General features: G+C 71.7%; 14 protein-coding genes. 6 read left to right on the top strand and 8 right to left on the bottom strand.

All coding sequences use genetic code 11. The features are described 5' to 3' along the window. Window positions 1-214: 214 nt before the first annotated feature. Together ABD747_RS12650 and ABD747_RS12645 are read left to right on the top strand one after the other, a co-directional pair. Complete coding sequence (locus ABD747_RS12650; RefSeq protein WP_344805003.1) at window positions 215-1,588, top strand: MFS transporter; 1,374 nt, start codon at window positions 215-217, stop codon at window positions 1,586-1,588. Then, window positions 1,588-4,032: a beta-glucosidase family protein gene (locus ABD747_RS12645; RefSeq protein WP_344805001.1), complete on the top strand. Its 2,445-nt coding sequence runs from the start codon at window positions 1,588-1,590 to the stop codon at window positions 4,030-4,032. The genes ABD747_RS12650 and ABD747_RS12645 overlap by 1 nt, the downstream gene beginning before the upstream one ends. 142 nt (window positions 4,033-4,174) lie before the next feature. Here the strand turns inward: ABD747_RS12645 and ABD747_RS12640 are convergent, their stop codons facing one another. The 3 genes from ABD747_RS12640 to ABD747_RS12630 all read right to left on the bottom strand — a co-directional run bounded on the left by ABD747_RS12640 (window position 4,175) and on the right by ABD747_RS12630 (window position 6,689). Beyond that, entirely contained in the window at window positions 4,175-5,203 is a 1,029-nt protein-coding gene (locus ABD747_RS12640; protein WP_344804999.1) for a DNA polymerase IV, read from the bottom strand. A gap of 87 nt (window positions 5,204-5,290) precedes the next feature. Next, entirely contained in the window at window positions 5,291-6,121 is an 831-nt protein-coding gene (locus tag ABD747_RS12635) for a class II glutamine amidotransferase (protein WP_344804997.1), read from the bottom strand. Window positions 6,122-6,227: 106 nt separating this feature from the next. After that, entirely contained in the window at window positions 6,228-6,689 is a 462-nt protein-coding gene (locus tag ABD747_RS12630) for a hypothetical protein (RefSeq protein ID WP_344804995.1), read from the bottom strand. 172 nt (window positions 6,690-6,861) lie between these two features. Here ABD747_RS12630 and ABD747_RS12625 point away from each other — a divergent pair, with 172 nt between their 5' ends. Next, window positions 6,862-7,161 carry a DUF6343 family protein gene (locus ABD747_RS12625; protein WP_344804993.1) on the top strand — a complete coding sequence of 100 codons (300 nt, stop codon included), beginning with the start codon at window positions 6,862-6,864 and terminating at the stop codon, window positions 7,159-7,161. Window positions 7,162-7,183: 22 nt separating this feature from the next. On the opposite strand, the gene ABD747_RS12620 is transcribed toward ABD747_RS12625, so the two are convergent. The 5 genes from ABD747_RS12620 to ABD747_RS12600 all read right to left on the bottom strand — a co-directional run bounded on the left by ABD747_RS12620 (window position 7,184) and on the right by ABD747_RS12600 (window position 16,057). After that, window positions 7,184-8,164, bottom strand: coding sequence for a hypothetical protein (locus ABD747_RS12620; protein ID WP_344804991.1), 981 nt, complete (start codon window positions 8,162-8,164; stop codon window positions 7,184-7,186). Beyond that, window positions 8,161-11,505 carry an SMC family ATPase gene (locus ABD747_RS12615; protein WP_344804989.1) on the bottom strand — a complete coding sequence of 1,115 codons (3,345 nt, stop codon included), beginning with the start codon at window positions 11,503-11,505 and terminating at the stop codon, window positions 8,161-8,163. The genes ABD747_RS12620 and ABD747_RS12615 overlap by 4 nt, the downstream gene beginning before the upstream one ends. A gap of 190 nt (window positions 11,506-11,695) precedes the next feature. Beyond that, window positions 11,696-12,871 (bottom strand): exonuclease SbcCD subunit D, encoded by a 1,176-nt coding sequence (locus tag ABD747_RS12610; protein ID WP_344804987.1) that lies wholly within the window; start codon window positions 12,869-12,871, stop codon window positions 11,696-11,698. A 102-nt stretch (window positions 12,872-12,973) separates the two neighbouring features. Next, window positions 12,974-14,749 (bottom strand): ATP-binding protein, encoded by a 1,776-nt coding sequence (locus ABD747_RS12605; RefSeq protein WP_344804985.1) that lies wholly within the window; start codon window positions 14,747-14,749, stop codon window positions 12,974-12,976. A gap of 81 nt (window positions 14,750-14,830) precedes the next feature. Then, window positions 14,831-16,057: an FAD-dependent monooxygenase gene (locus ABD747_RS12600; RefSeq protein ID WP_344804983.1), complete on the bottom strand. Its 1,227-nt coding sequence runs from the start codon at window positions 16,055-16,057 to the stop codon at window positions 14,831-14,833. 135 nt (window positions 16,058-16,192) lie between these two features. On the opposite strand from ABD747_RS12600, the gene ABD747_RS12595 reads away from it, so the two are divergent. The 3 genes from ABD747_RS12595 (at window position 16,193) to ABD747_RS12585 (ending at window position 20,708) form a co-directional block, all read left to right on the top strand. Then, window positions 16,193-16,744 carry a TetR/AcrR family transcriptional regulator gene (locus ABD747_RS12595; RefSeq protein ID WP_344804981.1) on the top strand — a complete coding sequence of 184 codons (552 nt, stop codon included), beginning with the start codon at window positions 16,193-16,195 and terminating at the stop codon, window positions 16,742-16,744. Between the two features lie 47 nt (window positions 16,745-16,791). Then, on the top strand, window positions 16,792-19,725 hold the full coding sequence (locus ABD747_RS12590; RefSeq protein WP_344804979.1) for an aminotransferase: 2,934 nt from the start codon (window positions 16,792-16,794) through the stop codon (window positions 19,723-19,725). Between the two features lie 221 nt (window positions 19,726-19,946). Next, window positions 19,947-20,708, top strand: coding sequence for a GolD/DthD family dehydrogenase (locus tag ABD747_RS12585; protein WP_344804977.1), 762 nt, complete (start codon window positions 19,947-19,949; stop codon window positions 20,706-20,708). Window positions 20,709-20,877 lie beyond the last annotated feature (169 nt).

The raw sequence follows: 20,877 nt of genomic DNA, 5'->3' as shown, positions 1-20,877 counted from the left end.
GCCGCCCGCCCCGGAAACTGTGCGGCTCTCGCAGCTGCGAGCGGCGTGTCGCTGCAGGACCTGCACAGTTTCGGTTGTGAGCGAGGGCACGTGCCCTCGGGATTGCCATAGCTGCATCATGCCCGTACGGTGGTGACACGTGCAACCTACACGTGTCAGCAACCATGACACGGACCGGTTCACGACCCCGCCCCTACGCGTCACGGAGGACATCTTGACCACGACCGATCCGAGCTCGCCGAGCTCATCGAGCTCGCCGAGCGACCCGCCGATCACCGGTGCCCGGACCGCGGAGTTCGTCAGCTCTGGTGTGCCGGGCCACGAACGACCCGTCCCGCCGGTGAACAGCGGGTTCGAGATCCCCCCGCCGAGCAAGCCGGTCGGCGGGAAGTTCGCGTTCTTCTTCGCGCTCGCCCAGCTCGGCCTGTTCATCGCCCTGCTCGGCCCGGTCACCATCAGCATGGCGATCAAGGTCATCTCCGTGGTCGGCCCGGAGAACGCCACCACCGCCCAGGGCCTGGTGCTCGGTCTGGGCGCCTTCGCGGCGCTGATCGCGAACCCGGTCTTCGGCCGGCTGTCCGACCGGACCACCTCGCGCTTCGGCCGCCGCCGCCCGTGGATGGTCGGCGGCAGCATCGTGTTGGCGATCTTCCTGCTCGTGATCGCCGTAGCGAACAGCGTGCCGATGCTGATCATCGGCTGGTTCGGCGCGCAGCTCGCCGCCAACGCGGCGTTCGCCGCCTACCTGGCCACCATCGCCGACCAGGTGCCGCCCAGCCAGACCGCCAAGATCAGCGCACTCGGCGGGGTGATGCAGAACGTCGGCATCCTCGTCGCCACCTTCGTCGCCGGCCTGTTCACCGAGCAGATGATCCCGCTGTTCATGGTGCCGGCATTGTGCGGCGTGGTCGGCATGGTCGCGTACGCCCTGGTGCTGAAGGACCCGCAGCTGCACCACAAGCCCGCCGCCGAAGGTTGGAAGGCGTGGATCCACACCTTCTGGGTCAGCCCGCGGCAGCACCCCGACTTCGGCTGGGCCTGGATCTCCCGCTTCCTGCTGGTCCTGGGCAGCTTCATGTTCACCACCTTCCGGCTGAACTGGATGATCGACCACCTGGGTCTGACCAGCGCGGAGGCTGCGCAGGTCGTCTTCGTCGGCGTGCTGATCTACACGGTCGTGCTGGTCGTCGTCGGTCAGGCCACCGGCTTCGTGTCCGACAAGATCGGTCGCCGCAAGGTCTTCGTGTTCGGCTCGACTGCCCTGTTCGCGATCGGTCTGCTCGGGCTGACCCAGGTGAACACCGTCGGCCACTTCTACGTGATCGAGGCGATCCTCGGCGCCGCCTTCGGCATCTACATGGGTGTCGACCTGGCGCTGGTGATCGGCGTGCTGCCCGACCCGGAGAACTCCGCCAAGGACCTCGGTGTGTTCAACATCGCCAACGCGGCGCCGCAGTCGCTGGCGCCCTTCCTCGGCGCCGCGCTGATCGCCGGTGCCGCCAAGAACTACAGCCTGCTCTACGTCGTCGCCGCCGCGCTGACCTTCCTCGGTGCGCTCGCGATCATTCCCGTCAAGAAGGTGAAGTGATGACCGCAACTGTTGCGACCGATACGAACTACGACGAGCTGATCGGCCGGCTCGACCTGGCCACCAAGGTACGGCTGCTGACCGGCGCCGCCACCTTCAACCTGTACGCGGAGGAGTCCATCGGGCTCGGTGAGCTCCGGCTCTCCGACGGTCCGACCGGGGTCCGCGGGCTCAAGTTCAGCGGGGGACGTACGGTCTCGCTGTTCCCGAACGCCACCCTGCTGTCGGCGTCGTGGAGCGAGGAGACGGCGTACGAGGTCGGCGGGCTGCTGGCCGAGGAGGCGATGGCCCAGCAGATCCACGTCGTGCTCGGCCCGACCATCAACCTGCACCGCTCGCTGCTCGGCGGCCGGCTGTTCGAGGCCTACTCCGAGGACCCGCTGCTGTCCGGCAAGCTGGCCGCAGCGTACGTTCGCGGGCTGCAGGACTCCGGCGTCGGCGCGTGCCTGAAGCACCTGATCGCGAACGAGTCGGAGACCGAACGCAACAGCGTGGACAGTGTCGTCGACGAGGCGACGCTGCGCGAGCTGTACCTGCTGCCGTTCGAGATCGCCGTCGAGGAGTCGAACGCGTGGTCGATCATGGACGCCTACAACGACGTGAACGGCGTCACCGCCACGGAGCAGGATCACGTGAACAACGAGATCGTCAAGGGCGAGTGGGGCTATGACGGCCTGATCATGTCCGACTGGTTCGCCACCAAGACCGCGGTCGGCTCGGTCAACGGCGGTCTCGACCTGGTCATGCCCGGCCCCGCACCGTGGTGGGTGGACGGCGTGGTCGCCGGCGTCGCAGCGGGCGAGGTGGACGAGGCGACGATCGACGACCACCTGCGGCGGCTGCTGCTGTTGGCCGACCGGACCGGCGCGCTCGGCACACCGCGGTCCTATCCCGCCGACCTGCCCGCGCCCGACGGCCCGGAGCGCAAGGAGCAGCTGCGCCGGCTGGCCGCCGCCGGGATGACCGTGCTGACCAACGAGGGCGGCGTGCTGCCGCTCGCCGCGGACGCGCGGGTGGCCCTGATCGGCCGACACGCGATCGAGACCACCGACATGGGCGGCGGTTCCGCCCAGGTGAACCCGCCGTACCAGGTGAGCGCGGCCGAGGGCCTGACCGCGCTGCTCGGAGACGCGGTCGACGTCGTGGACGGGGTCGAGGTTCGGCACCGTCAGGTGGCCGCCCGGCCTGAGTTCGTCACCGATCCGTTCACCGGCGAGCCCGGTGTGCACGTGACCCTGCTCGCCGCCGACGGCAGCCGGCTGGACGAGCACTCGGGCGCCGCGGCGACGGTGATGGTCGGTTTCGACGACGACCTCGGCGACGAGGTCGCGGCCGTCCGCTTCGCCGCCCGACTCGACGTCGACGGCGAGGTGCAGGTCGGTGGCACCGGCGTCGGCTCGTGGACCTTCTCGGTGGGCGGGGAGGACTTCGCGTTCCAGCTGGAGGCCGTCGCCGGCGGGATGGGTGACACCATGCTGGCTCCGCCGGCGCAGAGCCGGATCGTCCGGGTCTGTCGCGGCGATGTGCTGGAGGCCACCGTGAGCCGTCGGATCGTCGCCAATCCGAGCAGCCCGCTGGAATCGGTCGGCCTGTTCTCGCTGATCGCCCGCCTCGCCCCGCGCGACGCTGACGAGGTCGTGGCCGAAGCGGTCCGGGCCGCAGCAGCGGCCGACGTGGCCGTGGTGGTGGTCGGCCTCACCGAGGAGCAGGAGACCGAGGCCGTGGACAAGTCAACGCTCGAGCTTCCCGGTCGGCAGAACGACCTGGTCAGCGCGGTCGCCGCGGCGGCCGCGAAGACGGTCGTCGTGGTGAACGCCGCGACGCCGGTGATCATGCCCTGGCTGGACGAGGTGGACGCCGTCTTGTGGGCCGGCCTGCCCGGTCAGGAGGGCGGGCACGCCGTGGCGGCCGCTCTGCTCGGCGAGATCGAGCCGGCGGGCCGGCTGGTGAGCACCTTCCCGGTCGCCGACGCAGCGGCGCCGACCTGGAACGTCACCCCGGTCGACGGGGCGATCGTGTACTCGGAGGGGATCGCCATCGGCTACCGCGGCCATTTCGCGGGTAACGCCCCCGCGCCGGCGTTCTGGTTGGGACATGGCCTGGGCTACGGCAGCTGGTCGTACGACGCCGCCGAGCTGGTCGGCACCGATCCGGCGCCGGTGGTGTCGGTGACGGTGACCAACACCGGGTCGCGACCCAGCCGGGAGGTCGTCCAGGTGTACGCCGAGCCGGCCGCCCCGGACCAGCCGGTGCGGTTGGTCGGCTGGGATGCGGTCACCGTGCAGCCCGGAGCCTCCGCGACCGTCGAGGTGGCGACCGACGCCCGGCTCTGGCGGCGCTGGGACACCGCCGCGAACCGGTGGGGCGAGCCGCTGCCGTACGACGGCCGGCTCCTGGTCGCCCGCGGCCTCGGTGACGTGCGGGCCACGGTTCCGCTGGGCTGAGCCTTGGCTCTCGGGTGCTGGACGCCAGCCCCCGTTGACGCCGGTTGGAACTCGGATCCCCTGGCACGGCTCGGATCCCCTACACGGGATCCAGACCGGTACAGGGGATCCGAGTTCCGGTTGCGGGTGCGTGACGGGAAGTTCAGGCCAGGTCCACCCGGACGCCGAGCAGCCGGACCGGCCGGGTGATCTCGAACCGACCGAGCACCACCAGCGCATGCGCGGCGACGGCGGCCGGGTCGGTCGTCGGCTCGGGTAGCCGGCCGGTCTTCACCTGGGTGAAGAAGCTCGCGGTGCGCACGATCACGGCGACGTGGCTGGCGACGCGGCCCTGGGCGACGACCTCCTCGGTGACTTCGGTCGCGAGCTGCCGGATCTGCTCGGCGATCTCTTCGGAGCCGGTCAGATCGGTGGGATACGTCACCTGCTTGCTGCGGGACCGGGCGAGGCGCGGTTCGGGATGGACGGTCCGCGACGATCCGCCCCGGGCCAGCACCCGTAGCGCCGGCCCGATCGTCGGTCCGAACTCCGCCGCCAGCTCGTCCCGGTCGGCGGTGGCCAGGTCGCGCACCGTGCGTACGTCGTGCGCGGCCAGCCGGGCCGCCGTCCGCTTCCCGATGCCCCACAGCGCGGTCACGTCCCGCTCGCCCAGCAGGGGCATCCAGTTTGCCGGCGACAGCCGGAAGACGCGGGCGGCGGAGTCCTTGGCGAACCCGGTGGCCATCTTCGCCTGCTCCTTGGTCTGACCGATGCCGACCGCGCAGGCCAGCCCGGTGCCGGCCAGCACCCGATCACGGATCTGCTCGGCCAGCGCCTCCGGGTTGTCGGTCTCGGCCCCCAGCACCGCCTCGTCCCAGCCCCAGATCTCGACCGGATGACCGAGGTCGCGCAGGACGGCCATCACCTCGGCACTGGCCGCGTCGTAGGCGGCGTGGTCGCTGGGCAGGAACACCCCGTCCGGACACTTGCGATGGGCCAGCCGGAGCGGCATCCCGGAGTGCACACCGAACGCGCGGGCTTCGTACGACGCCGTGGCGACCACCTGCCGTGCCCTGGTCGGATCGCCCTCCCCGCCCACGATCACCGGGCGACCGCGTAGCTCCGGACGGCGCCGGATCTCGACGGCGGCGAGGAACTGGTCCAGGTCGACGTGCAGGATCCAGCGTTCCACTCCACCAGCCTGCCCGATCCGTCGGCGGTGACGACCCGGTGGCTCGCCCGGGACCGAACCCCGCGGCGAACTCGCCGGCGCCCGGAATCAGCGGATCGGCTCGAACGGCTGCAGCAGGTCGTCGCCTGGCCGTACGACCCCCGCCGCGGACTCGGGCACCTCCTGCCAGGCGCCCGGCAGGTCGCCCAGCGGCTCCGAGACGATCAGCCGTCCCTCGGCGCCGACCTCCTGGAGGATGGCCAGGTCCGGATGCGTCTTGTGCAGCGTCTCGACGGCGGTGGAGAAGAACAGCGTCCGGCTCTTGCCCTCACTGGAATAGCGGAACGCCCAGGTCGAGGTGCCGTCGCTGGTCGCGATGGTGCCCTGGAACGGGAACTCAACGCCGTTGCGATGTCCGACCGTCTCGACGAAGCCGATCGCGCGGGCCACCGCGGTGAACGGGTCGTCGGTGAGCCCGAACGTCAGGGCGAGGAAGAACAGCGTCTCGGAGTCGGTCGAGCCCTCGATGTCGGGATAGAGCGTCGGGTCGACCGCCATCGTGAGTTCGCGCTTCACCGTGTGGAACTCGCGGATCGCGCCGTTGTGCATCCACAGCCAGTTGTCGTGCCGGAACGGGTGGCAGTTGCTGCGCTGGATCGGCGTCCCGGTCGCCGCCCGGACGTGCGCGAACATCAACGGAGTCCGGATCCGGGCCGCGACCTCCCGCAGGTTCACGTCGTTCCAGGCCGGCTCGATGCTCTTGAAGCACCCGGGTCCCGGCGCGACGTCGCTGTACCAGCCGATGCCGAAGCCGTCGCCGTTGGTGGTGGTCGCACCCATGGTCGAGTGCAGACTCTGGTCGATGATCGAGTGCGCGGGCTTGAACAGCAGCTCGTGCGCGGAGATCGGGTCGCCGGAGTACGCCATCCATCTGCACATGCCTGCAGTGAAGCACGACCGGTGCCGGGTCGGGATCCTCCGCCGGGGGTGAGGCTGGCGGCGTTCCTGCGCTACCTGGGCCTGAGTGAACGTCGCTTGTGCGGCGCTAGCTGGCCACGCAGCTGTGGGCCAGCGCCTCGGATAGCGCCGAGGTGGCGGTCGTGAGTTGCCGGAGCGAACTGGCAATGGCAGGCGCCTTGTCGCGCACGTTGTCCTTGGTCACGCCGCTGGTTGCGGTCTGCACTGCCGCCGGCGCGGTCCGGACCTGATCCAGTTCCGGTGCCACGTTGCTCGACGCCGTCGCAGAAGCAGCGTCGAGATCGGTCTTGACGGTGGCGATGGCGCTGTTCAGCGCGTCGACACCGTCCTTGACCACGTTGACGTCGCCGAGGGCCACGAGTGACGCCTTCAGCGCCTCGACCTGCGCGCAGTCGGCCGATGCCGCCGCAGCCGGCGTGGCGGATGCACTGCTGACGGCGGTCGCCTCGGCCGCGCTGGGGCTCGACCCGGTCGACGGGGCACTGGAGCCGCAGCCCGCGAGAACGCCGAGCAGTGCGAACCCGGCCACGGTGGCGGAGAGGGGACGGAGGAGGTTTCGTATCAGCATCGTCAACGCTTTCCAGACTGTGACGGTTCGGGAGGGCTCAGCATGTCAGCCGCGGTGTCTGGCCGGATCCTCCGCCGGGGGTGAAGTGGTTCTGGGCTATTAGGGTTGGGTCAATGGCACGAGCAGGAGTCGCATGGCGCAGGTAGACGAGCCCGACGGCGAGGCGAGACCGGCCCCTCAGCCGGCGGACATTCCGCCCGACCACCACAACCCGCTCGGCGGGATCGGCGGAGCCGCGCCGGCGAGGAGCCCGCTGAACCTTCGGCTGGGCCTGGCGATCTTCGGCCTGGTCGTCTCGGTGGCCGGCGCGATCACCTTGGCGCTGCACGACGTGCCGCTGTTCTTGGTGACGGTGCTGGCGATCGTCGCCGTTACCGCGCTGATCGACATCGTGGTCGTGGTCCGCCGCAAGCGGCGCGGCGAGCCCGGCTGATCCGCTGCGCCGGCGCGACCATCTAGCCCGCGGGCTGACCGGCGGCGAGCCGCAGCGCGCGATAGAGCAGGCCGGGATGGCCGAGCCGGCGGCGGAGCTCTCGTTCCAGGCCGCCGACGGGATAGAGGTTCTGCGGCGCGCGGGAGTCCTTGTATTCGGTGCTCGCGAACCGGGGGAGCACCACCTGGGAGAGGTCGGCCAGCGCGATCGCGTCCGAGGCGGGCAGGTTGGCGGCGCACTCCACCCGGGCGATGCCGGCCCAGGGGTGACTCGGCGGACCCGGCAGCCGGAGATACCAGGTGAACCGGTTCCAGTTGTTGCCGGCCAGCAGGAACACCGGCGTGCGTTCGCCGGCGGCGAGGGTCCCGACCATGGCGTGCAGCGGAGCGTCCAGGTACGCGATCTGGTGCGACTTGATGAAGCCCAGCACGCGCGGCAGGCTGTCCCGGCCGCGGACCGGGCCATCCACGATCAGCAACTCGCGGCCGTCGGCGATGCCGTGCTCGGCCAGCAGCGCCCGTGCCGCGACGGCGGTCGCTATCTCGAGCGTGGTGAGCTGGTGCTGCAGCGACGCCGACAGGCTCATCGCCAGACCTTGGCTCTCGTTCAGCACCGTCGGAAACACCCGGTACGTCCCGGCCCACGTCTCCACATCGCTGGCCTGCGGTGCGACGGCGAACAGCCCGCGCCGCACCTCGGCGTTGAGGAAGTGGGCGCTGCCGTCGCAGCAGCAGACGGAGCCGGCGGCGTACGACGCGGCCAGGGCCATCGACGCCTCCGCGCCCTCGCCTTGTGCGCTGATCCACAGCCGCGCCTCCAGCCGCCGGACGCCGTCGACGAAGACGGTCGCCTGCGGCTGGTCGACCGGGCCGGGTCCGATCGGTCGCCACATCGACGGAGCCAGCTCGACGTCGGTCGTCACCTGGGACACAGACTCGGCGGCGGCGTCCACGCCGAAGCTGGTCCCGTAGCCGGGGTCCCAGCCGTCCACGGCGAACCTCACGGGCCGACCCGCTCGATCGAGGACGTACGCGAATTCCGGCTGACCTCGAACCGAACGGGCACCCGCTCGGCCAGCGCGCCGACGTGGGTGATCACGCCGACCATCCGGTCCTCCTGCGCCAAGTTCTCCAGCGTGCCGGCCACGATTTCCAGCGCGTCCGGGTCCAGCGTTCCGAAGCCCTCGTCGAGGAAGATCGAGTCCAAGGTCGTCCGGCCGCCGGCCGCCAGCGTGGACAGCTGCTCGGACAGGGCCAGCGCCAACGCCAGGCTCGCCTGGAACGTCTCGCCGCCCGACAGCGTCCGCACCGAGCGCCGCGAGTCGGCGTCGGCGTGGTCGATGACGAAGAACTCGCCCCGGTCGTGGGTCAGGTCGAACTGGTTGGTGGACAGCCGCAGCAGCGACGCCGAGGCGTCCGCCACCAGGGTGTCGAGCGCCGTCTCGGCCAGCCACTGCGGGAACTTGCGGGCCGACATCAGTTGCTGCAGCTCGCGCGACACCAGGTGCGTCTCGGTCTGCTCCGCAACCTTGGCGTGAAGCCGCTCTGCATCCCTTCGGCTGCGCGCGATCGCGGCGGTCCGGCCGCGCGCCCGCTCCCGCTCCACCATGATCGACGATACGACCTGAGCTGGATCGCCGGCCGGCTCGAGTCCGTGCCCGGCGAGCAGCTCGGCCAGCCCGGCATGCTGCTGCGCGAGCCGTCCGACCAGCCGGTCGACGGTGGTGCCGAGTTCCGCGGCCTGCCGCTTCCGGCCGGAGATCTCGGAGGCCACCCAGGTCAGCAGCTCGTCCCAGGCGTGAACCAGATCGGTCGCCGCGACGGCCGGTACGCCGAGCGGCACCAGGCGCTCCCGTTCGGCGACGAACACCGTCCGGGCGCGATCACGGTCGGCCCGGGTCGCGTCCCGGGCTGCTTCCGCGGCCTGACGTGCCCTCGTGGCGACGGCGGCCGCGTCCAGCGAGCGGCGCGCCTCCTCGGCCAACCGCTCGCACTCGGCGAGCAGGCGGGTCAGCTCGGCCGCGTCGGGCTGGCCGGCGAGCAGCCCGTCCAGTTCCGCGAGCCGATCCAGCAGCTGATCGTGCGCCAGGGTGGCTCGTTGCGCGGCGAGCGCCGCGGCGGTCTGCGCCTGGGTCGCGACCCGGTCGGTCTCGACGGCCGCCGCCAGCTCTCCGGCGGCCCGGGTCAGCTCGGCCTGCGCGTCGGCCACCGTCCGCTCGGCTCCCGGCAGCTCGCCGGTGCGCAGTTCGCCGGCCCGACCGGCCGCCCAGCCGGCGAATCCGGCCCAGCCCTCGGCGATGTCGGCCGCCTCGACCGCGGGTGGCTGCTCGCCCGCGAGCCGGCCGGCCGCCGCGTGCAGCGCCGCCCGGGCCCGGTCGGCGGTGGCGTCGATGCGGCGGAACTCGTCGGCCGCAGCCCGTTCCGCCGCCCGCGCCCGGTCGATCCGCTCGGTCAGCTCACGTCCCTGCCGGGTCGCGGCGTCCAGCCGGGCGAGCAGCGCGGCATGCGCGCGACGATCGGTCGCGGTATCGCGCGCATCGCCGCCGGGCTGTTCCGGCAGCCGGGAGCGGAGCAGGTCGTCCAGCTGGTTGCGGCGGTCCGTGGCGGCGCCGAGCCGGGTATCCAGGGTGGCCAGCGTGGTGCTCTGCGCCTGGTGTGCCGCTCGCGCGGCCGCCAGCTCGTGCTCGGCCGCGGCCAGGGCATCGCCGGCGGCGTCCAGCGATGGTGCGTGGATCGGGGGCGGCAGGGTCGCCACCCGCTGGTCGCAGACCGGGCAGGAATCGCCGACGTGGAGCCGGGGCCGGAGGTCGGCGGCGACCGCCTCGACCCGGGCCCGGTCGCGTGTCGCCCGGGCGTGGTCGCGGCCATCGGTGGCGGCGGTCAGCCACTCCGACCGCTTGGCCAGCTCCGCCGCCGCCCGGTCTCGCTCGGAGCTCAGCCCGTTCGCCTGGTCGGCGGCGGCCGCGTACGCCTCGATCGTGCGCGCCGTCTCGTCCAGCGCGCTGCGCTCGGGCAGGTTCTCGACCAGCCGGCGAACGGTGGCCAGCTCGGTCTCGGCCGCCGCGATCTCTGCGGTGGCGGCGTCCCGGGTTGCTCGCGCGGCGGCGCCGGCGGCGGCCAGTTCGGCCAGCCCGTCCGGCGGGTTGATAGCGGCCAGGGCGTCGATCCGACCCTGCAGGGCCGCCAGCGCATCACCTGCCGCGCCGCGGGCGCTGACCGCCGACGTGTGGTCGCTGCGGCGGGACTCGAGATCGGTCTCGGCGTCGCGCGCCGCCAGCTCGGCGGTACGGCCGTCGTCGGTGGCCAGCCGGGCCCGCTCGACGGCGGCCGCCAGGCCGGCCACCCCCTCGGCGCGCTCCCGGTGCCAGGCGAGTGCGGCCTGCAGCGGCCCTCGTGCCGGTCCCTGGTCCACCGCACGCCGGGCCAGCTCGGCCGCGTTCCCCGCGAGCATCTCCTGCTCGCCGGCCGACCGGTACGCCTCCTCCGCCTCCGTCACCGCCCGCTGCAGATCGGCGATCCCGGCTGGGGCGACGACCGATCCCAGCAGGGTGCTCTCCGTCGTCACCCGGTCCAGACGCTCGCGCGCCGACGCCAGCTCCGCTACGGCCGCCGAGATCGTCGCGACCGCGTCGGCAGCGATCGGCTGCAGCTGCTCCAGCTCGGCCTCCCGGGCCACGGCGGCCGCCTCGGCGTCGGGGGTCGCGTCTGCCAGCTCGTCCAGCTGGCCGGTCAGCACCTCCACCCGGGTCCCGGCCTCGGCCGCGCGGCGGCCGGCCAGCTTGCCGATGTCGTCGTAGTGCTTCGCGCCGATCAGCTTGAGCAGGATCTTCTGCCGCTCGGCCGTGCTCGCCTTGAGGAACGTGGCGAAGTCGCCCTGCGGCAGCACCACACAGGTGCAGAAGTCGTCGAAGTCCAGCCCGAGCAGCTCGACCACCGCCTCGCGCGCGGTCCGCGGGTTCTCCGCCAGGATCTCGGTCGGCTCGTCGGCGTCCGGTCGGCCGGACGCGGACGGGTCGAGGTAGCGCTCCAGGCTGCAGTTGCGCTGGGAGATCTGGGCGCCGCTGCGCCGCACCTCGCGGGCGACGACGTACCGCTGCCCGGCGACGTCGAAGATCAGCCGAACCGTGCACCGGTTGGCGGTCGGCGCCAGTGCGTACTGGATCGAGGAGATCGAGCCCCACCGCGGCGCCGAGCCGTAGAGCGCGAACGTCATCGCGTCGATCACGGTCGACTTGCCCGAGCCCGTCGGACCGACGAACGCGAAGTAGTCGGCGTCGGCGAAGTCGATGCTCGCCGGGTCGCGGAAGCTGGCGAAGCCGTCGAGGTCGAGCCGGACCGGCCGCACTAGGGCGCACCTGACGATCCGTCGTCGGCTGCGCGACGCCCAGGACGCGCCTGGCTTCGTTCGCGTCGTCGTCCGTAGAACACCGCTACGACCTCCTCCTCCGCTGGCCGCCGAAGGCGGCGCTCCGCACCAACACGCCAGCCACGTCCTGGACGCCGCTCGCTATCGACCACGGATCATCAGGCACGCCCTAGGTCCTCCCCGACAGCTCGTCGTGCAGCTGGTCGAACAGCCGGGCGACCCGGTCGTCGCTGACCCCGACGCCGGCGCAGTAGTCGGCGAACAGCTCGGCGGGGGTCTTCGCCGCGCGCAGCCGGCGGTCGGTGCCCGGGTGCAGGTCGGCGGCGAACTGCGGGTCGATCCTGATCTCCAGCGCGTTCGGCAGTGCGTCCAGCAGGTCCTCCCGCATCCCGGCGTACTGCGCCTGTCGCACCCAGACCCGCAGATAGTCCTCGCCGTAGGAGTCCGGGTCGGCCAGCAGCTGCTCGACCGTGCCCGTCACCGTCCGCAGCCGGCGGCCCGACCCGATCGGCAGGTCGGTGACCTTGGCCGGCGTGTCCGGGGTGACCTCGACCAGGCAGACGACGTTGGTGTTGGCTTGCTCGCCGAAGTCGATCGCCAGCGGCGAGCCGGAGTAGTGCACCGGTGCCGGTGCCGGAATCCGCTGCCGGCGGTGCAGGTGACCGAGCGCGACGTAGTGGGTGTCAACGCCGAAGACGGCCCCGGGCACGTGGTACTCCATGATCGACTGGGCCGCGCGCTCGCCGCCGCCGAAGACGCCGCCGGTGCAGGTCAGATGCGCCATCGTCAGATTGACGGTCTGGTCGCCGCCCTGACCGGCGCCGAAGGGGCCGGTCAGGTTGCCCAGGACGTCGCGGATCAGCTGGTCGTAGGCGCCGACGTTCTCCGCGGGCGTGTGGGCGATCAGCTCGGCCGCCCGAACGGCGTACCGCTGGGACAGGAACGGCAGCACGGCGACGACGGCTTCCTCGCCGGTCGAGCGGGCGGTGAACCGGTGGGCGCCGCCGGAGTCGGCCGACCGCACCTGGCCGAACAGCCGGATCCCGGCGGCTCCCATCAGCGGCCGATAGGCCTCGAAGGTCGCGCCGTGGTCGTGGTTGCCGGCGATGGCGATCACCTCGATGCCGGCGCGGGCGAGCTGCAGCAGGGTCCGGACGACGAGTCGCTGCGCGTCGGCGCTCGGCGCGACGCTCTCGTAGAGGTCGCCGGCGATCAGCACCGCGTCGACGCCGTGCTCCTTCGCCAGCGCGACGATCTCGGCCAGCACGGCTCGTTGTTCGTCGAGACGAGAACGACCCTTCAGGGTCTTGCCGACGTGCCAGTCGGAGGTGTGCAGCAGCTTCATATCCATTCATCCCTCGGCCGGTGAAGCCGCCCTTCGACAGGCTCAGGGCACGTGTCGTGATGTGCCCTGAGCTTGTCGAAGGGCATCAGTTCTCTTCCATGCTCAGTACGGCGGCGGCGGTTCCACCGAACCGTCGTCGAGGTCGTCGTCGGGGCCTATCCTGGGCAACCGGTCGAACACATTCCGCGGCGCGCCGCCGGCGGGAACACCCGTCCCGGGGGGCTGGGCGCACTCGCCGAGCCTGGTCGCCCAGGCCGGGAACGGAAACTCGATCGCCAGCGGCACCGGAATCTCCGGCTGCGAGACGAACATCGCACCCGGCTTGGCCAGCGTGGCGCGCTGCCGCTGGGACGGCGGCAGGAAGCCGTACTCGGGCCGGCCGGACTCGGCCGGATCCAGCCGGCCGACGACCTTGATCGAGGAGTTGGAGACGATCCGCCGCTCCACCTCGCTGGCGGTCTGCTGGGCGCCGATCAGGATGATGCCGAGCGACCGGCCGCGTTCGGCGATGTCCAACAGCAGGTCCTTGATCGGGGAGTTCCCCTCGCGCGGGGCGTACTTGTTCAGCTCGTCGATCATGGTGAACAGCAGGCCGCCGGCTCCGGCGCGTTCCTTGCGGGCCGTCTCGGCCGCGATCACCACACCGACCACGAACCGCTGGGCACGCTCGGGCAGGTTGTTCAGGTCGATCACGGTGACCTGCTGGTTGCCGGTGTCGATCGTCCGGCCGGAGGTCTCGGTGAGATCGCCGCGCAGGATCGGGGTCAGCGCCCGCACGCTGGAGCGAAGCCGGCGGATGAAGGCGTTGATCGTGCCCTGGCCCGTGACCGGTCCGGCCCACTCGGGCCGGGTGGCGTCGTCGGTGACCTGGTCCGCGATCAGGTCGACCAGCTCCGGCCAGGTCCGCACGGTCGTTCCCGCGACGGAGACCGCGCCGTCGCGCCCGGCCGGCACGGCGTCGCGCAGCAGCCGGGTGGCGACCTGGTGGACGACCATCGTGTACTGGTTGCGTTCGTCCTCGACGTCGGCGAAGACGTACGGCAGCAGCTCCTGCGCGCAGAACTCGGCCAGCGTCCACCAGAACGCGTTCACCCCGGAGGTACGTCCGGTCACCTGCGGCCGGCCGGTCCGGTCGCCGGGTGTCGGCGGGGCGAAGAAGCCGACCGAGCCGAACGGTTTCGCTTCCAGCCCGAGCCGGTCATAGTCGGCCCGCAGATCGTCGTCCAACCGGATGTTGGGCTGGTCGAGGAACAGCAGGTCCTCGCCCTTGACCGAGAAGATCAGCGCCTTGGCGTTGACGCTGCGCCGGCCCAGCACCCCGGAGGTGAACAGGGCGTGCAACAGGAACAGCGCGAAGCTGGTCTTGGTGGCGACCCCGGAGATGCCCGAGATCGAGACGTGCGCGCCGCGGGTGCCGTCCAGGAACTCCAGGTTGACGAAGATCGGCTCGCCGTCGCGTCCGAGCCCGATCGGCACCTTCTGATCCATCTGGTCGAAATACAGCGCCTTGTCCCGCTCGGCGCCGGTGGCCCGCGTCGCCGGCGTGCCGGGCAGCGGCGGGATGTAGCACTCCGGGTCGACCCGGGTCGTGGTCACCTCGGCCAGCTCCTGGACGTGCGCCGGCAGCACCCCGTCGGAGATCAGGAAGACGTCGGAGCCGAAGGAGGCGCCCTCGTGCCGCGCTTTCACCTGGGTGACCACGCCGGCGGTGCTGACCGGCCCGACCCCGGGCACGTCGCGGACGGTCAGCACGACGTCGTCGAGCTGGAGGTAGCCGTCGGCGCCGATCGCCACCCGGAAGACCAGCGGGGTGGAGTCCTCCGTGCCCGCGACCAGGCCGACCGCCGGTGCGGTCGTCGGTTCAGCGTCGTCGCTCACGTGCCACAGCCCCCACCTCGTTGATCGCCCGAGTCCGGCCACCGTACAGCCGACCTCGGACGTGGGCCCTGGGCCAGTGGTCTATTCGATTCGGCGACCCGCCTGTTGTGACCAGCGGGCCGGCGGGTCGGGCAGCTCGACCGCGTTCGCCGCCGTCCGGAGCGCACGGTCCAGGAGCCCGGACCGGATCAGCAGCGGCCCCAGCCGCAGCCCGCAATCACGGAGCACCAGCTCGGCCCGGGTCGCCGGAATCAGGAACCTCCGCGAGGTCGAGGCAAGTGCCTGGTTGCGCCGCACGTAGTCCCGAAGGCGACGCTCGTAGCCGAGCATCGCCGATCCCGGATCGCTTGCGCCGAGCTCCGCCGCGAGCACGTACGCGCCGACGATCGCGAGGCTGGTGCCCTCGCCGGACAGGAATGACGGCGCGGCGGCGGCATCGCCGATCAGGGCGACGTGTCCGCGGTGCCACGTCGGCATGACGATCTGGCTCACCGTGTCGACGTACAGATCCTCAGCCTCGTCGAGGGCGTCGAGCAGCCGATCCGTCCAACTCCCACCGCGCGCGAAGGCGGCACGAGCCGCTCGGCGCTGGTAGCTCCGGTCGGCCAGCTCGGCGCGCTCGGGCAGTCGCGTGCGGAAGGCCAGCAGAACGTGCAGGTCCGGCCTCGACCCGGCGGCGTACAGCGCGGCGAGCGCACCCGGCGAGTTCGCCAGCACGACCTCGCGATCCAGCCCGTACGTGTTCGGCACCGAGAAGCCGATGAAGCTGTGCCCGAGATAGCGGTGGTAGGCCTCCTCCGGACCGAACGCCAGCCGCCGGGTGTTGGAGTGGACGCCGTCCGCACCGACCACGAGATCGTAGGCGCCCTGCCGGCCGGACTCGAATGTCACCTGGACCGCGGCGCCGTCCTGCTGCAGGGCGGCGATCGAGTCACCGAAGACGTACTCGGCGTGATCTCGCGATGCCTCGAAGAGCAGAGCGGTGAGCTCCCCGCGCGGCAGTTCGAGGTCGGCGGTGGGACCCGACGGCCCGAACTCGGCTGGCGCCGGAATCGATGCGATCCGCCGCCCGGACCGGTTCACCGCTGTCACCCGTCTGGTCGCGATGTGCCGGGCCCGAACCGCGTCCAGCAGGCCCATCCGGGCAACGACCTCGACGGCGACGCCGCGGAGGTCGATCGGATAGCCGCCGCCGCGCACCGCCTCGGCCTTCTCCACCACCGTCACGTCGAACCCCGAACGAGCCAGCCAGTATGCGGCCGCCGGTCCGCCGACACTCGCACCCGAGATCAGGACCCGTGTGGTCATCGTCATCCCTGTCCCTCCCGACTGCTTACCGGTCGGTAAGTAGGGTACTTACCGTCCGGCAGGTAGTCAATGGCCGCGTTGGCGGATAGGGTGACGCGCGAATTGGCTCGTTCGTCGATCGCAGGAGGGTGCGTAGTGCCGCGATTGGAGGGTGACTCCCGCGAGGCGATCAAGGAGGCTGCGCTCGAGCTCTTCGCCTCCGGCGGTTACGGCCAGACCAGCCTGCGCGAGGTGGCCGAGAGCCTCGGCATCAGCAAGGCGGCGCTGTACTACCACTTCCGGTCGAAGGACGAGTTGCTCACCGAGCTGCTCCAGCCGATGGTCGACGACCAGCAGCGGCTGATCGAGGAGGTCCAGGCCGGCACGCTGGCCGAGCCGCGCGCCGTGCTGGAGCGCTATTTCGATCTCTGCCTGGTCCATCGACGACTGCTCCGCGGGGTGGTGAACGACCTGCAGGTGATGACCCGGCTCGATCTGATCCCGAAGCTGATCGCCTGGCGGATCCAGCTCGACGAGGTCCTGGTGGGCACCGAGCCACGCGATCAGGTCCGGGCCATCGTCGCGTTCGGCGGCCTCCAGGACTGCGCGGTGCTGTTCCCCGAGGATTTCTCGATGGAGTCGGTGCGATCCGAGGTCGTGGATGCCGCGCTGCGCGCGCTCACCCCGCCCGGCGCCGCTGGATCGTGACGCCCGATCCGGTGGCAGGTCGGTGGCCCAATCGGTAGGTTGCAGCCGTGAGCGCGCCGTTCTGGGGCGAGACGCCGCCCGCGACCCCGGTGTCGGAGCGCGAGGCGGAAGCCCTCGCCCGCGACCTGTTCGGGATCGAGGGCACCGCGAAGCCGCTCGGCTCCAACCAGGAGACCAATCTCCGGATCCGCACTGCCGACGCCACGACGTACGTCCTCAAGATCGCGAACCCCGCGTTCGGCCCGGACGTCTTGGATCTGCAGAACAAGGCCATGCAGCACCTGTCCGCGGCAGGCACCGGACTCGATGTTCCGGTTCCGGTCGCTGCGACGGACGGCAGTGATCTGCTCCGGGTGCCGATCCGCGGCGTCGATCATCACGTCCGGCTGCTGACCTTCGTGGCCGGCGAGATGTTCTCCGACGCCGGCTATCTCGGCGATCTCGCCCTCGGCCGGTTCGGCGCGCTCGCGGCCCGGCTGTCGGCCGCCTTGTCCGGCTTCGACCACCCGGCCGCGGACCGCATCCTGCAATACGACAGCCGGCACGCGGCGCGGGTGGTCGAGACGTTGGCGACCTCCGTCGCGGACCCCGGCCGGCGCGCGGCCGCTGTCGGGCTGAGCGAGCGGGCCTGGGCGGCACTCGATTCGTTGGCGCCCGCGCTGCGGTCCCAGGTCGTGCACGCCGACCTCGCGGACTACAACGTGGTCGCCGCGAAGGACGAGGCCGGACGGCTGATGCCGACGGGGGTGATCGACTTCGGCGACGTCGTCCGGAGCTGGCTGGTCGCCGATCTGGCCACCGCCCTCACGTCCTTGCTGACCCGGACCCGACGATCGCCGCTGCTGGACGCGTGCGCCGTGGTGGCCGGCTTCCAGGCCGTTACCCCGCTCACCGAGGCGGAGATCGCTGCCGTCTGGCCGCTGGTCGCCGCCCGGGCCACCGTGTTGGCCACCAGCGTCGACGACATCCTGGCCGCCGACCCGGGCAACGAGTACGCCCGCGAGGAGCAGCCGCTGGACTGGCTCATCCTGAATCGGGCGGCCGCGGTGCCGTTCCCGCTGGCCGAGGTTGCGCTCCGGCAGGCGACCGGGCTCGACCCCGGTCCGGCGGCGCGCGCCGTCGCCGGCTGGCGAGCCGATCGGGCCGTCGTCGAGCTGCCACCCGAGGCGCCGTTCCTCGACTTCTCGGTGACCTCGACACTGTTCCCCGACGGCACCTGGACCAGCCCGGCGGCCACGCGGGATGCGCTGGAGGCCGCGCTGCTCGACGGGTACGCGGTGACCGGAGGCGGCGCGACCCTGCCGTTCGTGGTGCCGGACAGCGCGGACGAGACGCCCAGCGTCCACCTGGGTGCCGACGCCTTCGTCCCCGCCGGAACCGAGGTCCGCGCGCCGGCCGGCGGCGTGGTGGTGGCGACCTCGGCCCACGACCTCGTACTGCGCGCCGGCGAGGTGGACGTCACGCTTGCCGAGCTGGCACCCGACGTCGAGACGGGCAGCCTGGTGCGCGCGGGGGAGGTGCTGGGCCACGTGCTCGCGGCGGACGACGATCATCCGCTGCCCTCCCACCTGCACGTCCAGCTGACCCCGGCCGGCGTGGTCGCCGACGGAGTGGTCGAGCCGTCGCTGGCCGCGGCCTGGCAGGCGATCTCGCCGAACGCGTACGCCCTGCTCGGCCTGGCACGGCCGGACGCGACGACCTCCTCCAGCACCGAGTTGGTCGCCCGGCGCGACCGCGTGCTCGCCCGGGTCCAGCAGCACTACTACGCGCGACCGCCGAGGATCGAGCGCGGCTGGCGGCAGCACCTGATCGACACCTCGGGCCGGGTCTATCTGGACATGGTCAACAACGTCGCGGTGCTGGGTCACAGCCATCCCGGCGTGACGGCGTCGGCAGCCCGCCAGTTCGGCCTGCTGAACACCAACTCGCGGTTCTCCTACGCCGGAATCGTCGACTATGCCGAACGGATCGTCGCGCTGCTGCCCGAGCCGCTCGACACAGTGCTGCTGGTCAACTCGGGCAGCGAGGCGGTCGATCTGGCGCTGCGGATTGTTCGTACCGCCACCGGCCGGAAGGACACCATCTGTCTGGCCGGGGGCTACCACGGCTGGACCACCGCGACCGACGAGATCTCCACCTCGCTGAACGACAACCCGAGCTCGCGGGACACCCGGCCGCCGTGGATCCACCTGGTGCCGATGCCGAACCAGTTCCGCGGCGCCCATCGCGGACCGGACGCGGCCGATCGCTATGCGGAGGCGGTCCGCGCGATCGTCGATGGCCTGCCCGACGGTCCGGCCGCGTTCGTCGCCGAGCCGATCTCGGGCAACGCCGGCGGGGTGGAGCTGCCGGCCGGCTATCTGGCACAGGTCTATGAGACGGTCCGTGCCGCCGGTGGGCTGACGATCTCCGACGAGGTGCAGATCGGCTACGGCCGGACCGGAGACGCATTTTGGGGCTTCGAGCTGCACGGCGTCGTGCCGGACGTGGTCACCATGGCCAAGGCCGCGGGCAACGGCCACCCGATCGGGTTCGTGGTCACCCGGCGCGAGCTGGCCGAGCGATTCTCCTCCGAGGGCGCGTTCTTCTCCTCGGTCGGCGGCAGCCCGGTGTCGTCGGCGGTCGGGATCGCGGTGCTGGACGCGATCCGCGACGAGGATCTGCAGGGCAACGCCCGGCGGGTCGGCGCACACCTCGGCGCCCGGCTCGCCGAGCTGGCGAGCCGGCACCGGCTGATCGGCACCGTCCACGGCCGCGGCCTCTACCAGGGCATCGAGCTGGTCCGTGATCCGGAGACGCTGGAGCCGGCGACCGCGGAGGCGACCGCCATCTGCGAGCGGCTGCGCGAGCTCGGGGTGATCGAGCACGCCACCGGCGACCACTCCAACGTGCTCAAGGTGAAGCCGCCGTTGTGCATCACGGTCGAGAGCGTCGACTTCTTCGTCGATCGGCTCGACCAGGTGCTCACCGAGGGTTGGTGAGAAGCAGCGCGGAGGTCGCTGTCGAGGAAAACTCGACAGCAGAACCGGCTGGCGACGTGACTTCACGCTCAGCCTCCCTCCGGCACTCGTTTCTCGGGTCGAGAATTACTCAGGCTGACGGCGAAGGGGGCGGAGGCTTCGCGCTCAGCCGGACCGGGCACGTCCGCGGAAAGCTGATCATCGTTCCCTGACCGGTCGCTCGATGCAGCAGACTGGCGGGCATGACTGAGCCGTCGGTGGACCTGGACTTCTCGCTGTCCGGGAGGACGGCCATCGTCACCGGTGGAGCATCCGGGATCGGCGCCGCGATCGCCCGGGCCTATGCCGCCAAGGGCGCCCGGGTCGCGATCCTGGACGCGGCGGACCACGCCGCCGCCACGATGGCCGCACAGCTGGCTGGCGCGGTCGGCATCGGCTGCGACGTCACCGACGAGCCGTCGGTGACCGCCGCCGTCGAACGCGTCCTGGCGGAGCTCGGCCGGATCGACATCCTGGTGAACTGCGCCGGGGTCGCCCGGTTGGCGCCGGCGGAGGATCTGTCGGCCGCGGACTGGGACCTCACCCTGGCGGTCAACCTGACCGGCGCGTTCCGGATGTGCCAGGTGGTCGGCCGGGCGATGCTGGCGCAGGGCCGCGGGACGGTAATCAACATCGCGTCGCAGGCGGCCACCGTGGCACTGGACCAGCACGCCGCCTACTGCGCGTCGAAGTTCGGCCTGGTCGGGCTGACCAAGGTGCTGGCGTCGGAGTGGGCGGGCCGCGGGGTCACCGCCAACACGATCAGCCCGACGGTCGTGCTCACCGATCTCGGTCGCAAGGCCTGGGCGGGCGAGAAGGGTGAGGCGCTGAAGGCGCAGATCCCGGTCGGGCGGTTCGCCTATCCCGACGAGATCGCCGCCGCGGCGGTCTTCCTCGCCTCCGCCGCGGCCCAGATGATCAATGGCGCCGACCTGCTGGTGGACGGCGGCTACACGATCCGCTGAGCTCGCCGCGCCGCGACCAGACCGTTTCGCGGCGCTGCGCGACCCGGACCGCCTCCTGTCTCGACTTCGCGCGGCGTAGCGCGACTTCGCGCACCTTCGCCGGTGAGCGGGCGGTCTCCAGTAGTCATCGCAACACCTCGGCGTTGGGAGGTTGTGGTGGTGGGTGCGG

This window comes from Microlunatus ginsengisoli (assembly GCF_039537205.1).
Classification (GTDB): domain Bacteria; phylum Actinomycetota; class Actinomycetes; order Propionibacteriales; family Propionibacteriaceae; genus Microlunatus; species Microlunatus ginsengisoli.
This window is presented reverse-complemented; position numbering and strand designations above follow the sequence as displayed.

Excerpts from the sequence above, each read along its gene's own strand:
- ABD747_RS12645 (WP_344805001.1), top strand. The coding sequence starts at position 1,588 with ATGACCGCAACTGTTGCGACCGATACGAACTACGACGAGCTGATCGGC.
- ABD747_RS12610 (WP_344804987.1), bottom strand. The coding sequence starts at position 12,871 with ATGAAGCTGCTGCACACCTCCGACTGGCACGTCGGCAAGACCCTGAAG.
- ABD747_RS12635 (WP_344804997.1), bottom strand. The coding sequence starts at position 6,121 with ATGTGCAGATGGATGGCGTACTCCGGCGACCCGATCTCCGCGCACGAG.
- ABD747_RS12625 (WP_344804993.1), top strand. The coding sequence starts at position 6,862 with ATGGCGCAGGTAGACGAGCCCGACGGCGAGGCGAGACCGGCCCCTCAG.
- ABD747_RS12600 (WP_344804983.1), bottom strand. The coding sequence starts at position 16,057 with ATGACCACACGGGTCCTGATCTCGGGTGCGAGTGTCGGCGGACCGGCG.
- ABD747_RS12585 (WP_344804977.1), top strand. The coding sequence starts at position 19,947 with ATGACTGAGCCGTCGGTGGACCTGGACTTCTCGCTGTCCGGGAGGACG.